A 13,137-nucleotide genomic window follows, 5' to 3' on the forward strand; every position below is an offset into this window, starting at 1 on the left:
CCGGACGCGGGCCGGCCCCGGCGCGACGGGGCCGCCGTCACGCCGGGGCCGGAGGGCCGTACGTCCCGCCGCCCGGACGCGGGCGCCGGGACGCGGGTCAGCGGGCGATCTCGTCGTAGCCCTCGATCTCCCGCAGGCTGCGCGAGCCCGGACCCACATAGCGCGCGGAGGGGCGCACCAGGCGGCCGGTGCGCTTCTGCTCCAGGATGTGCGCCGACCAGCCGGCGGTGCGGGCGCAGCTGAACATCGAGGTGAACATGTGCGCCGGGACCTCGGCGAAGTCCAGCACGATCGCCGCCCAGAACTCCACGTTGGTGGCCAGCACCCGGTCCGGGCGCCGGTTGTGCAGCTCCTCCAGCGCCGCCTTCTCCAGGGCCTCGGCGACCTCGAAGCGCGGTGCGCCCAGCTCCCTGGCGGTACGGCGCAGCACACGGGCGCGCGGGTCCTCGGCGCGGTAGACGCGGTGGCCGAAGCCCATCAGGCGCTCACCGCGGTCCAGGGCGCCCTTCACATACGCCTCGGCGTCCCCGGTCCGCTCGATCTCCTCGATCATGCCCAGCACGCGCGAGGGCGCACCGCCGTGCAGCGGGCCGGACATCGCGCCGACCGCCCCCGACAGCGCCGCCGCCACGTCCGCGCCGGTGGAGGCGATGACGCGGGCGGTGAAGGTGGAGGCGTTCATGCCGTGCTCGGCGGCCGACGTCCAGTAGGCGTCCACGGCCGCGACGTGCTTGGGGTCGGGCTCGCCGCGCCAGCGGCGCATGAAGCGCTCCACGACGGTCTCGGCCTTGTCGATCTCGCGCTGCGGCACCATCGGCAGACCCTGGCCGCGCGCCGACTGGGCGACGTACGACAGCGCCATCACCGCGGCCCGCGCCAGGTCGTCGCGGGCCTGCTCCTCGTCGATGTCCAGCAGCGGGCGCAGGCCCCACACGGGCGCGAGCATCGCCAGCGCGGACTGCACGTCCACCCGGATGTCACCCGAGTGGACCGGGATGGGGAAGGGCTCGGCCGGGGGCAGACCGGGGTTGAAGCTGCCGTCCACCAGCAGGCCCCACACGTTCCCGAACGAGACGTGACCCACCAGTTCCTCGATGTCCACACCCCGGTAGCGGAGGGCGCCGCCCTCCTTGTCGGGCTCGGCGATCTCCGTCTCGAACGCGACGACTCCCTCGAGTCCGGGTACGAAGTCGGACATCTGGCGGCTCCTCGTATGTGGTTCGGTAGGAGGACGGCGGGCACCCCAGGGGGCCGGTCGGCTCTCTGCGGGCGTGCCTGCGCGGTTCCGCCGCCGCGGGGGCTGGCGGTCCGGGCCGGCACCCGGTCCTGCCCTGCTGCTGTTGGGCTGCCGGTGGTGACCGGGCAGCGACTGGTCGGACACGATAGCCCGCGCTGTGCGGAGGCCACAGTGGTCCAGCCAGCGATTCTGTCCGGTTCGGCAGATGCGGGGAAGAGTGAGATGCGGCACACTCGCCGTTTCCCCGTATCCAGGTGTACACGCTCCGGAGGACGGGCAAACTCGCCCGCCACCGCCCGATGCCGCGCGCCGGGCGTGTTGCAAGATGAACGCGTGCCCCAAGCCGACGACGCAGCCCGCGAAGCCCTCGCCCACCGCCCGCACCTGGACCCCGCCGCGATGCGGGCCCACTACCGGGCGGAAGGACTCCGGGAGGAGGATCTCGCCCCCGACCCCTACGGGCAGTTCCTGCGCTGGTTCGAGGAGGCGGTGGCCGCCGGGCTCCACGAACCGAACGCGATGGTCGTCTCGACGGCCGACGAGCAGGGGCGGCCCAGCTCGCGCACGGTGCTGCTCAAGCAGTTCGACGAGCGCGGCTTCGTCTTCTACACCAACTACAACTCGCGCAAGGGCCGCGAGATCGACGCCAACCCGTACGTCTCGCTGCTCTTCCCCTGGCACGCCGTCGCCCGCCAGGTGATCGTCGGCGGCCGGGCGGAGCGCACCGGCCGCGACGAGACGGCCGCCTACTTCCGCACCCGCCCGCACGGCTCGCAGCTCGGGGCGTGGGCCAGCGAGCAGTCCTCGAAGGTTGCCTCCCGGGAGGAGCTGGACCGCTCCTACGAACAGCTCGCGGCCCGCTATCCGGAGACGGAGCGGGTCCCCGTCCCGCCGCACTGGGGCGGCTACCGGGTGGTGGCGCGGACAGTGGAGTTCTGGCAGGGCCGCGAGAACCGCCTCCACGACCGCCTGCGCTACGTCCGCCGGGACTCCGGCGGCTCGGGCGGCTCCGGCGGCGAGGCTGCCTGGACGGTCGAGCGCCTCAGTCCCTGACGGATCCGCGGTCCCCGACGGGCCCGCCGGCCTCCGGCGGGCCCCTCCCGTCCGGCGGCTCCGAGGAACCCGGAGGCCCCGAAGACGCAGACGACCCGCGGGCCTTGGCCCCGGTCGCGCCGTGCGGCGCGAGGGGGGTCGGTCGGACGTACCGACGGCCCGCGGGTCGGGTGACTGCTTGGGATTGGCCGGCGGCGCCGGCATCACGCTGTGACGTCGGCCTCCTAGGCCGCAGCCACCTCACGCGTCCGGTTGCAACTCATCTGCCGAACCACCTCCCTTCTCGTGTACCTCAAACGTTAGGCGGCGGTACGGGCACGGACAAGCGAATTTCGAGGGCACAACGATTTGCGTGAATCACATGTGTGCTGCGTCACGTTCGAGTTCAATGATCGGGAGTGCAGTTGCGCGCAGCGTCCAGCTGGGGGTGCCAGGTGACGGCTCAGTCCGAGACCCACTTCGAACACGGTGCCGGTGACGGAGGCGACACCCGCGGCGGTTCCGCGGGAGGAGCCGCCCCGCCGCGGTTCGCCGACTCCGAGGACGAGCTGCTGCTCGCCGCCCTCCTGGACGGCATGGACGCCGCCCTGTGCGCCTTCGACGCCGACGGCGTCGTCACCCACTGGAACCGCGAGGCCGAGCGCATCCTGGGCTGGACCAGACAGGAGGCCGTCGGCCGCCGGGGGCTGGCGGGGTGGGCGGTACGCGCCGCCGACGCGGAGGACGTCCAGGGGCGGCTGACGGCCGCGATGGCCGCGCCGGGACGCCGGGTCCACGAGTTCGCGCTGGTGCGCAAGGACGGCGGACGGGTGCTGGTGCGGGTGCAGTGCTCGGGGGTGCGCGGCGCGGACGGCCGGCCGACCGGCGTGTACTGCGCGTTCGGCGAGGTGCGCACGCAGATCGACCTGGAGCGGTCCATCGCCCTGAGCGAGGCCCTGTTCGAGGGCGCCTCGTGGGGGGTGGTCCTGGTGGACGCCGACCTGCGCCCGGCCGTCGCCAACCTCCACGCCGCCCGCGCGCTGCGCGTCGGCCGTACGGCCATGCTCGGGCGGCCGCTGGGCGAGCTGGTGGGGGAGGGCGTGGAGGAACTGGAGAGCGCCCTCCAGCACGTGCTGGCGGAGGGCCCGCCGCCCGCTCCGGCGGAGCTGTGGGTGACGCTGCGCCCGCCGGCCGGCGGGCGGGAGGACGGCCGGGAGGACGGGCCGGCCGGGGACGCGCGGCGCTGCTGGCGCAGCGGTTTCCTGCGGCTGGTCTCGCCGATGGCGGAGGAGACGCCGGTGCCGCTGGGCGTGGCGTGGTTCTTCACGGACGTCACGGACGCCAGGCGGGCCGAGCAGGAGGCGGCGCGGTTCCGCTTCCGGGGCAACCAGATCCACCGGGCGGCGCGGGCCGCGGCCGAGTGCGAGGACCCGATGGAGGCGGCGGCCGTCCACCTGGACTTCGCGCTGGCGGGCTTCGCCGACCACGCGCTGCTGGACCTGGCGGCGGCCGGCTCGCCGGTCCGGCTGGTGCGCACCGCCGAGGCCCCGGCCCCGGGCACGACGACGGGCGTCCCGGTCCCCTACGCGCGCGACCACCCGGCGCTCCAGGCGTACGAGCGCTGCGGCCCGGTCCGCACCAGCGTGGGCGGCGCGGCGGTGCAGGGGTGGGCGCGGGCCCGCAGATGGCCGGAGGGCACGGTGCACGGCCTGTGCGTGGTCCTGCGCAGCCGCGGCCGCACCCTGGGCGTGCTCACCTTCCTGCGGGGGGCGAGCCGGCGCGCCTTCGACCGCTCGGACGCGGTCTACGCGGAGGGCGTCGCCGACCGCGTCGCCGCCGCGGTCGACCTCGCCCGCGCCCTGTCCCGGGACTGAGCCCGCGCCCGGGAGCCGGGGCGCGGGACCGTGACGCGAGGCCGGGACGCGGGCCGGGCCGTCAGCGCAGGTAGAAGATCCGGTCCGCGTGTTCGGCCATCACCCGGGCGTTCCACTCGTGGCCCCCGTCCACGTTCCCCGAGCGCAGCAGGGGCGGGGTGACGCCGCGGGCGGCCAGCGCGCCCACGGCCGAGGCGACGACGGCCTGCATGATCGCGCCGGTCACCACCGTCGAGGCGGGGGCGAAGGGGGCGCCGGCGCCGTCCGCCGTCAGCTCCGCGTCGCCCACCGCGATCTTGCTGTCGACGACGACGTCGCAGTGGTCCTTCAGGAAGGTGCCCGACGGGTTGCGCGGCGAGGTGGCCGACGCGTACACCACCGAGGTCACGCCGATCACCTTCAGGCCGAGCTCCCGGGCGCGGGAGGCCATCTCCACCGGCAGCGCGTTGCGGCCCGACAGGGAGATCACCACCAGTACGTCGCCGGCCCGCGCGGGAGAGGTCTCCAGCACGGCCGCGGCCAGCCCCTCCACCCGTTCCAGCGCGCTGCCCAGCGTCGCGGGCACCACGTCGACGCCGACCGCGCCGGGCACGGGCAGGAGGTTGAGCACGGCGAGGCCCCCCGCCCGGTAGACCACGTCCTGGGCCGGCAGGGAGGAGTGGCCCGCGCCGAAGGCGAAGACGCGGCCGCCGCCGGTGAAGGCGTCGGCGATCAGCGTCCCGGCGGCCGAGATGCTGCCGGCCTCCTCCTTCCGGACCCGCTCCAGCAGGCCGATGGCCGCGTCGATGAACCGCTCGGCCGGGCTGCTCCCGTCCGCCGTCCCGTCCGTCGTCCCGCCTGCCGCCTCGTCCGCCGTCCCGCCCGCCGTCCCGCCCATCGCCCCGGCCTCCCGTCGTGTGCCGCCGTCGTACGGCCCCGGCGCGTCCGGCCGCATGCTCCGGTGAACGCTCCGGCGCGCGCCCCGGGACATCCCGTGACGCCGCGATCACGGTGAGGTCTGGACCAGTGCGCTGTCAATACGCCGCGCTTCGGTACGGCGTACGGAGGGCCGCGCTTCGGTACGGCGTACGGACGGCTCCCGGCGGACCGGGAACGGTTGTCGGCTCCATGCGTCAGAATTGGTTTCCAGGGCCACCGCACGAGCTGACGAGGGGCACGATGTCCGGACTCATCGACACCACGGAGATGTATCTCCGTACCATCCTGGAGCTGGAGGAGGAGGGCGTGGTCCCCATGCGTGCCCGTATCGCCGAGCGGCTCGACCAGAGCGGCCCGACGGTGAGCCAGACGGTGGCCCGCATGGAGCGTGACGGCCTGGTCCGGGTCGCCGGCGACCGGCACCTGGAGCTGACCGAGGAGGGGCGGCGGCTGGCCACGCGCGTGATGCGCAAGCACCGGCTGGCCGAGTGCCTCCTGGTCGACGTGATCGGCCTGGAGTGGGAGCAGGTGCACGCCGAGGCGTGCCGCTGGGAGCACGTGATGAGCGAGGCGGTGGAACGCCGCGTGCTGGAGCTGCTGCGGCACCCCACCGAGTCCCCCTACGGCAACCCGATCCCGGGCCTGGAGGAGCTGGGCGAGCCGTCGGAGGCCGGGCCGTTCCTGAGCGACGACATGGTGAGCCTGTCGGAGCTGGACGCGGGCTCGGACGGCAAGACGGTCGTGGTGCGCCGGATCGGCGAGCCGATCCAGACGGACGCCCAGCTGATGTACACGTTGCGACGGGCCGGCGTCCAGCCGGGCGCCGTGGTCAGCGTGACGCCGGGTGCGGGCGGCGGCGTGCAGGTCGGCAGCGGCGGCGAGGCGGCGGAGCTGACCGCCGACGTCGCCACGCACGTGTTCGTCGCCAGGCGCTGAGGGCGGGCCGGAGGGCCGGGCCGTGGGGAGGGCGCCCGGCGACCGGCCCTCCGGCGGTCCGGGGTTGCGCGGAGCGCGGATGGCGGGGACCGTGTCGTGGCACGCTTTCGGTGAGGCGTACGGGAAGACGGAAGGGGAGCCGTCATGGGGCTGTCGTACCACCGGGGCCCCGGCGCCGTCGTCGGCCGCCGGGGCCCCGCCTCCCCGTGTCCCCCCGTTCCGCCGCCCCCCTGTGCGACCCTGAGCCCCGAACTCCCAGGGTCGCTCCCCGCGGGCCCCTGTCCCCGAGCGGCCCGCCTCCCGGTAGCTGTCTCCCCTCGGCCCGGCCGAACGACACTCGCTGAGTGTCACTCAAAAGAGGGGTGTTGCACGTCAGATGGGCTTGTTCGAATAAAAGTTCGATAGCGTGAGGCCGGCAGACGACGAGGCAGGCGCATGACGCGGACGGGAGGGATGGGGGTGCCGGGACGCATGGTTCGACGCATCAACGTCAGGGGAGCGGGCGGTCTGCGGCTCGCGGCCTGGGAGTTCGCCGACCCGCCCAAGGGCACGCTGCCGGGGGGCGACGGGCAGGCTCCGGGCGTGCTGCTGCTGCACGGCCTGATGGGCCGCGGCTCGCACTGGGCGTCCACCGCCCGCTGGCTCTCCGGGCGTTACCGCGCCGTCTGCCTGGACCAGCGCGGACACGGTCGCAGCGACAAGCCGACCGACGGCCCGTTCGGCCGCGAGGCGTACGTCGCCGACGCCGAGGCGGTCATCGAGCAGCTCGGCCTGGCGCCCGTGGCGCTCGTCGGGCACGGGATGGGCGCGCTGACGGCCTGGCAGCTCGCGGCCAAGCGCCCCGACCTGGTGCGCGCCGTGGTGATCTGCGACATGCGCGCCTCGGCGCTGGGCAAGCGCTCCCAGCGCGACTGGGAGCAGTGGCTCGCGACCTGGCCGGTGCCCTTCGCCACGCTCGCGGACGTCCGGAGGTGGTTCGGCGAAGAGGATCCGCGCCTGGAGCGCCCGAGCCCCTCGCGCGGCGAGTTCTTCACCGAGGTGATGGCCGAGCGGATGGACGGCTGGCGTCCGGTGTTCTCGCGCCGCCAGATGCTGATGATCCGCCAGGAATGGGTGCACGAGGCGCACTGGGAGGAGCTGGCCCTGGTGCGCTGCCCGGCCCTGGTGGTCCGCGGCATCGACGGGGAACTCGGACGCGCAGAGGCCCAGGAGATGGTCCGGGTGCTGCCCCAGGGCGTCTACGCCGAGGTCGCCGACGCGGGCCACCTCGTCCACTACGACCAGCCGGAGCAGTGGCGGCAGGCCGTCGAACCCTTCCTCCAGGGCGCGCTCCCGGCCTGAGCGGCGCCGGCCGGGCGGACCGGCGCCGGGGCCGAGGCGCGCCGGGTGCCGGGTGCCGGGCGGGCGGCCGTGAACCGGCCGCCGGATGCGTTCCTCCCGCCGCTCCCGGGCCCCGTTCCCGTGCCCGCCGCGGACCGCCGGGCACGGGAACGGGGCGAAACCGGTCAGCGCGCGCGTGCGGCGGCGGCGTCGCGGCCGCAGGCGTAGGCCAGCGGCCGGACGATCTCCTCGATGTCGGGGAGCCGGTGCCCGGCGCCCTCCGGCTGCCGTACCCACAGCACCGCGCCGCGGGCGCCCACCCGGGTCGGCGGGGCCGCCACCCAGTCGCCGTCGCCCCGTGCGGTCATGTCGACACCGCTCGGCGACCAGCCCAGTCCCCGCACCAGGTCCGGCAGTCCGGCCGCGCCGCCGGGCAGGACGAAGAAGAGCATCCGCCCGTCCGGAGTGACGGTGACCGGGCCGGCCGCCAGGCCCATGCGCTCCATCCGGGCCAGGGCCAGGCAGCCCGTGGTCTCCGACACCTCGATCGCGTCGAAGGCCCGCCCGGTCGGCAGCAGCACCGACGCGTGGGGCCGGTCGGCCCACATGCGGCGCACGGCCGTGGCGCCGCCGGTGGCCTGCGCCGCCCAGTCGGGGCGCATGGGGTGCGCGCCGGGCGCCCCGCAGTCCGCCGCGCCGCACGAGCAGCGCGGTATGCCCCCCGCGGTCTCGAGCCATGCGCCGGGGAACACGTCCCACAGCTGTTCCCTCGTGTAGCGCACCGCGTGTTCGACCATCGGACTCTGCGGGCCCGGGCCGGGCGGCGCGCCGCCGTGCCGTCCGGTGACGTCGGGACCGGTCGCGACCGCGGTTGTCGCTGTTGTGATGCTCATGAGCTCCTCCACGATGATCACAACTTCCTCTGTGACGAAGGGTTACGGCTTGGGGATCGATTCATCTGAGGCATCGTTCCGGCACACGGGGCGCACAGGTGCACGGGCGGGGGCGCGTGCATGAACGGACGGCCTTGGGTGGGTAGTTCCCTGTGCGGCGCGACGCCGGAAATCTTGGCATATGCGCCCGGCGGTGCGGTCGAAGCGCCCGGAGCACCCGGGGCGCCCGGACCGGGCAGAGCAGGCAGAGCAGGCAGAGCAGTCACAGGAGCACTCGCAAGAGCAGCCACAGCAGACGGCGCGGTCGGGAAGGGCGGCGCGGTCAGGACAGGCAGCACGCAGAGGGAGGGACCGTATGGCCGCGAGGCCGCTGGTCGCACGGCAGCCGAACGAACGGCTGCAGGCGCTCATCCAGGAGGCAGGCTGTTCCAACGCCGGGCTGGCCCGCCGCGTCAACATGTGCGGGGCGGAGCAGGGGCTCGACCTGCGCTACGACAAGACCTCCGTCGCCCGCTGGCTGCGCGGCCAGCAGCCGCGCGGCCGGGCGCCGTCGGTCATCGCCGAGGCGCTGGGGCGCAAGCTCGGCCGGACGGTGACGGTCGAGGAGATCGGCATGGCGGGCGGCCGGAACATGGCAGCCGGGGTCGGCCTCCGGTTCGCGCCCACCGTCTCCGGCGCCGTCGAGCAGGCGAGCGAGCTGTGGCGCAGCGACGTGGGGCGCCGCGATCTGCTCGCCGCGCGGTCGGGGGCGTTCTCCGCACTGGTCGAGCCCAGCCGCGACTGGCTCATCTCCGCCCCGGACCCCGAGGTGGAGCGCCGTACCGGCCCGAGGGTGGGGGCATCGGACGTCGCGGCCGTGCGGGACACCACCGCGGCCCTGTCGGAGCTGGACCACCGCTACGGCAGCGGCCATGTGCGGCCGGTGGTCGTCCACTACCTCAACAGCGTGGTCTCCGGGCTGCTGACGGGCTCCTACACGGAGGCGGTGGGACGCGAGCTGTTCGCCGCGGTCGCCCGGCTGACCGAACTCGCCGGCTACATGGCCGTGGACACCGGGCAGCCCGGCCTGGCCCAGCGGTACTACATCCAGGCGCTGCGGCTGGCCCAGGCCGCGGACGACCGCGCGTACGGCGGCTATGTGCTCGCCGCGGGCATGAGCCACCTCGCGGCCTCGCTGGGCACCCCCCGGGAGATAGCCCAGCTCGCGAGAGCCGCCCAGGAGGGCACGAGAGGCCGGGTGACCCCGCGGGCACAGGCGATGTTCCACGCGGCGGAGGCGCGAGGGCACGCGCTGATGGGCGACGCCCGCACCTGCCAGCTCGCCGCGGGGCGGGCGCTGGCGGCGTTCGACCGGGCGGAGTCGGCGACGGACGCGGGCGACGACCCGGAGTGGATCGGCCACTTCGACGCCGCCTACCTGGCCGACGAACTCGCCCACTGCCACCGGGACCTGAACCAGCCCACCCCCGCCCAGCGCCGCGCCGAGGAGGCCCTGGCGGGCCATCCGGAACGGCGTGCGCGGCGTCGGGCGATCGACCTGCTGCTGCTCGCCACCGCGCGGCTCCAGCAGCGTGAGCTGGAACACGCCTGCCATGCGGGAGCGCAGGCGGTGGAGCTGCTGAACGGCCTGCGTTCGCAGAGGGGTTCGGAGTACCTGGAGGACTTCCGGGCACGGCTGGAGCCCCACCGGGAGGAGCCCGTGGTCAGGGAGTTCGCGCAGCGGCTGGAGCCGGCGGCGTGAGGGGAGCGGGGAAGAGGGCGGCACAGGGCGGCGGGGAAGGCGGGGGAAGCGAGGAAGGCGAACGGTGAGGTTTCGCCCCGGCCGGTGGTGGGGAGAATGTGCAGCCCTTCCGGGGGCGTGGTCGACCGTGTGAATGACCGGGTAGCGTGAGCCGACGAATTCGCAGTCGTGTTTTGGTAGTCAGGCGAACGAGGAGTCCCGGTGACGACGCACAGCCGACAGGGCGACGAGGCGCGTGAGGGTGTTGTCCTGCCGTCGAACGGTGACCGGTGGACTCCCGGTCACGGCGACTCCCAGGTGAGCCCGCCGGCGGGGCAGCCCTGGGGGCAGCCGTGGGGACCTGCCGCCCCGTCCGGGCAGCAGGGGCAGCCGGCCCCGCCCCCGGGCGGGCCGGCTCCCCGGCCGCAGCCGCCGCAGTACCGGCCGCCGAGCCCTCCGCCGCAGCCCCCGGCGGCCGGTGCCGTGCCCGGGGCCGCCGACGAGACGCAGCTCCTGCCCCCGATGACCCCGTCCGGCCCGGCGCCCCACGCCCCCCAGGCCCCCCACGCCCCCCACACCCCTCAGACGGCGCCGGGGGCCCCGGGCTCGCCGGGTGCCCAGGGCGGCCGGGGCGGCCAGGAGAGCCTGGACGACGCCACCCGGGTCCTGCGGCCGGTCACCGGCCGCACGCCCCCGGAGCGCGACACCGAGAGCACCACGATGCTGCGCAGGCCGCTGCCGCCCGAAGGCGTGCCCGCCGCCTCGCGCCCGGTGCCTCCGCCGCCCGCCGGAGCCCCGTACGGGATACGCCCCGGCGCTCCCGGCGACCGCACCACCCCGCCCTCGGACTTCGACGGCCTGTTCCGGGGCGGCGCACAGCCGGGCGCACAGCCTGGTGTCCAGCCGGGCGCCCAGCCCGCGGACGCCACCCAGCAGCTTCCGCCCATCGACCCGGGAGCCGCACAGCCCTCCTACGGTGGCGGCCACGGCGGTTACGGCGGCGGCCACGGCGGCTACGGCGGCCCCGGTGGCCACGGGGACGGCGGCCGGGCCGCCGGCGGGCGGCGCGGTCTGCCGCGTGCCGCCGTAGCCGGGCTCGTCGTCGCCGGGCTCGTCACCGCCGGGCTGGCCGCGGGCGCGGCGCTGAGCGGCGGGGACAAGCCGGTGGAGCAGCCGCGGGCGGAGGTGCCGGCCCCCGCCGAGCCCGAGCAGTCGCCGTCCCCCTCGGCCGATCCGGCGGAGGCCCAGGCCAAGGAACTGGACAAGCTGCTCGCGGACAGCAACGACAGCCGCAACGCGGTCATCCGGTCGGTGGAGAACATCAAGAAGTGCGAGAACCTGGGCAAGGCCGCCGCCGATCTGCGCGACGCCGCCCGGCAGCGCAACGACCTGGTCACCAGGCTGGACGAGATCGAGATCGACGAACTGCCCAGGCATCAGGAGCTGGCCGACGCGCTCACCGATGCGTGGAAGGCGTCGGCCGCCGCGGACAACCACTACGCCGCGTGGGCCGACCAGGTCGCGGGGAAGAAGGGCTGCCGGAAGGGCGAGGCCCGGATCACCGACCGGACCGCCCAGGGCAACAAGGCCAGCGGCGACGCCACGGCGGCCAAGAAGAGGGCGGCCGGACTGTGGAATCCGACCGCCCGCCGGTACGGCCTGCCCGAGAGGCAGTTCAGCCAGCTCTGACCGCGTGCCCGGTCCGGAGCCGTGCCGCGCGCGTGGCCTCAGCCGCCGCCCGGCACGGTCTCCAGGGTGTCGCGCACGTCGACGAAGCCCTTGCGGGCCGGGGCCAGCGTGCCCTTCCTGATCTGCTGGAAGGTCACCATCGCGTTGACCAGCCGCGGATGGTCGCGCACGGCCAGCATGTCGTCGTAGCGCCAGCTCAGCTGCGGCGTCAGGTCTCCGGTGTCCACCGGGGGCATGGTCTCCAGGGCGCGCCGGACGGTCCTGGCGGTGACGGGCCCCTCGGTGTGCTCCAGCGCCGCCCGCAGTACGGTGTACGCGATCCAGGTGGTCTGGACGCCGGGGTCGGCGGCGTCGATCCGGTTGTCGCCGAAGGCGTGCTCGCGGATGACGCTCTTCATCTGTGCCCAGCGCGGGTCGGAGGAGACCGGGTACCAGCCGGTGGCGTACGCGCCCTCCCACTGGCTGTCCGGGCCGCCCGTCCGGTCCACGAGCGACTGCTGCACGCTGCCGAGCACCGAGGCGATCCGCACTCCGGGGCCGTCCTCGCGCAGCCGCCGGAAGGAGTCGAAGAAGGTGTCGGTACGGCCGCCGAGCACGGCGGTGACGCAGGCCCCCTCCGCCCCGCCCCCCGCAGCACCGTCCGCACCGCCACCCGTCCCGCCGGCGGCCCGGGCCCCGCCGCCGTCCTCCCCCAGGCCCACTCCGGCCAGGGCGCGCCTGGCGTGCTCGGTGTAGGCGGAGGCGTCCTCCGGGGCGCGGATGTCGGCCGCCGGGCCCCGGTCGCCGGCGGTGGCCAGGCCGGCGTTGAGCAGCCGGGGGAGCTGGTCGCCCGAGACGGTGTCGGGGCGTACGAGCGATACCCGCTCGCAGTGGTCGGCGAGCTGGTGGCCGTTCCCGGCGAGCAGGGTGGCCTGGCCCCCGTTGACCGGGTACGACAGCGGGCTGGTGAACTCCTCGTCCGTCACGCCGTAACCGCCGAGGTAGGGGATGCCGGCCGACTCCAGGGCCGTCATGAACGTACGGCCGTGCTGGCTGTACGAGCCGACGACCGCGGCGACCTCCTCGGTGCGGGCGCGGTCGGCGCACCGCGCGGCGCCCACCGAGTCGTTGTGATCGTTGCAGGTGAGAACACGGAGTGTCCGCCCGTTGATGCCCCCGGTGGCGTTCACCCAGCGTGCATATGCCTGTGCCATAGCCGGCATACCGGGCATGTTGGTGGCCTCGGTCCCCTCCGGGGCCCAAGTCATCACGGTCACAGTGCCCTCGTCGGCCCTCGCGTCACCGGGCAGCATGCCGCAGCCGGTGAGCAGTGAAGTGCAGATCCCCGTGGTGGCGGCGAGGGTGGCCATGGTCCTAGCGGAACGTTTGCTACGCCATGCGGTCATGACCCCGAACGATTCCGCCGCGGCTGTAACGGACGAGTGATGAACAGCCAACGCGGAGCAACGACGGGGTGAACAGGCGGGGGGTGCGCGGATCCGTCCGGTGCGGAACGTACGATCGACGACCGTGCAGGCA

The 13,137-nt window shown here is 75.0% G+C and carries 10 protein-coding genes; 6 read left to right on the plus strand and 4 right to left on the minus strand.

The window, feature by feature from the left end; all coding sequences use genetic code 11:
• Positions 1-97 precede the first annotated feature (97 nt).
• On the minus strand, positions 98-1,198 hold the full coding sequence (locus QPK52_RS15795; RefSeq protein WP_410538134.1) for a citrate synthase 2: 1,101 nt from the start codon (positions 1,196-1,198) through the stop codon (positions 98-100).
• 438 nt (positions 1,199-1,636) lie between these two features.
• Between QPK52_RS15795 and pdxH the strand changes: the two genes are divergently transcribed.
• Both pdxH and QPK52_RS15805 read left to right on the plus strand, forming a co-directional pair.
• Entirely contained in the window at positions 1,637-2,290 is a 654-nt protein-coding gene (gene pdxH, locus QPK52_RS15800; protein ID WP_410540349.1) for a pyridoxamine 5'-phosphate oxidase, read from the plus strand.
• A 434-nt stretch (positions 2,291-2,724) separates the two neighbouring features.
• Positions 2,725-4,143, plus strand: a complete 1,419-nt coding sequence (locus QPK52_RS15805) for a PAS domain-containing protein (RefSeq protein WP_410538135.1) — start codon at positions 2,725-2,727, stop codon at positions 4,141-4,143.
• A gap of 61 nt (positions 4,144-4,204) precedes the next feature.
• Here QPK52_RS15805 and QPK52_RS15810 read toward each other — a convergent pair whose 3' ends face one another.
• Positions 4,205-5,077 carry an SIS domain-containing protein gene (locus QPK52_RS15810; RefSeq protein ID WP_410538136.1) on the minus strand — a complete coding sequence of 291 codons (873 nt, stop codon included), beginning with the start codon at positions 5,075-5,077 and terminating at the stop codon, positions 4,205-4,207.
• Between the two features lie 224 nt (positions 5,078-5,301).
• Here QPK52_RS15810 and QPK52_RS15815 point away from each other — a divergent pair, with 224 nt between their 5' ends.
• Together QPK52_RS15815 and QPK52_RS15820 are read left to right on the plus strand one after the other, a co-directional pair.
• Positions 5,302-5,997 (plus strand): metal-dependent transcriptional regulator, encoded by a 696-nt coding sequence (locus QPK52_RS15815; protein WP_093659044.1) that lies wholly within the window; start codon positions 5,302-5,304, stop codon positions 5,995-5,997.
• Positions 5,998-6,468: 471 nt separating this feature from the next.
• The gene (locus QPK52_RS15820; RefSeq protein WP_410538137.1) at positions 6,469-7,338 is read left to right on the plus strand and encodes an alpha/beta fold hydrolase; all 870 of its coding nucleotides are present in this window, start codon (positions 6,469-6,471) and stop codon (positions 7,336-7,338) included.
• Between the two features lie 164 nt (positions 7,339-7,502).
• Here QPK52_RS15820 and QPK52_RS15825 read toward each other — a convergent pair whose 3' ends face one another.
• Positions 7,503-8,210 (minus strand): bifunctional DNA primase/polymerase, encoded by a 708-nt coding sequence (locus QPK52_RS15825; protein WP_410538138.1) that lies wholly within the window; start codon positions 8,208-8,210, stop codon positions 7,503-7,505.
• Between the two features lie 355 nt (positions 8,211-8,565).
• Here QPK52_RS15825 and QPK52_RS15830 point away from each other — a divergent pair, with 355 nt between their 5' ends.
• Positions 8,566-9,951 (plus strand): transcriptional regulator, encoded by a 1,386-nt coding sequence (locus QPK52_RS15830; protein WP_410538139.1) that lies wholly within the window; start codon positions 8,566-8,568, stop codon positions 9,949-9,951.
• Positions 9,952-10,152: 201 nt separating this feature from the next.
• A complete protein-coding gene (locus tag QPK52_RS15835) occupies positions 10,153-11,619 on the plus strand; it encodes a hypothetical protein (protein ID WP_410538140.1) in 1,467 nt (488 codons plus the stop codon).
• A 38-nt stretch (positions 11,620-11,657) separates the two neighbouring features.
• Here the strand turns inward: QPK52_RS15835 and QPK52_RS15840 are convergent, their stop codons facing one another.
• A complete protein-coding gene (locus QPK52_RS15840; RefSeq protein ID WP_410538141.1) occupies positions 11,658-13,004 on the minus strand; it encodes an ABC transporter substrate-binding protein in 1,347 nt (448 codons plus the stop codon).
• Positions 13,005-13,137: the final 133 nt, after the last annotated feature.

The sequence above is a fragment of the Streptomyces sp. KL2 genome, from assembly GCF_046529545.1.
Lineage (GTDB): Bacteria > Actinomycetota > Actinomycetes > Streptomycetales > Streptomycetaceae > Streptomyces > Streptomyces radiopugnans.

Coding starts and splice junctions, on each gene's coding strand:
- QPK52_RS15810 (WP_410538136.1), bottom strand. CDS start 5,077: ATGCGGCCGGACGCGCCGGGGCCGTACGACGGCGGCACACGACGGGAG.
- QPK52_RS15840 (WP_410538141.1), bottom strand. CDS start 13,004: ATGACCGCATGGCGTAGCAAACGTTCCGCTAGGACCATGGCCACCCTC.
- QPK52_RS15825 (WP_410538138.1), bottom strand. CDS start 8,210: ATGAGCATCACAACAGCGACAACCGCGGTCGCGACCGGTCCCGACGTC.
- QPK52_RS15815 (WP_093659044.1), top strand. CDS start 5,302: ATGTCCGGACTCATCGACACCACGGAGATGTATCTCCGTACCATCCTG.
- QPK52_RS15820 (WP_410538137.1), top strand. CDS start 6,469: ATGGTTCGACGCATCAACGTCAGGGGAGCGGGCGGTCTGCGGCTCGCG.
- QPK52_RS15830 (WP_410538139.1), top strand. CDS start 8,566: ATGGCCGCGAGGCCGCTGGTCGCACGGCAGCCGAACGAACGGCTGCAG.
- pdxH (WP_410540349.1), top strand. CDS start 1,637: ATGCGGGCCCACTACCGGGCGGAAGGACTCCGGGAGGAGGATCTCGCC.
- QPK52_RS15795 (WP_410538134.1), bottom strand. CDS start 1,198: ATGTCCGACTTCGTACCCGGACTCGAGGGAGTCGTCGCGTTCGAGACG.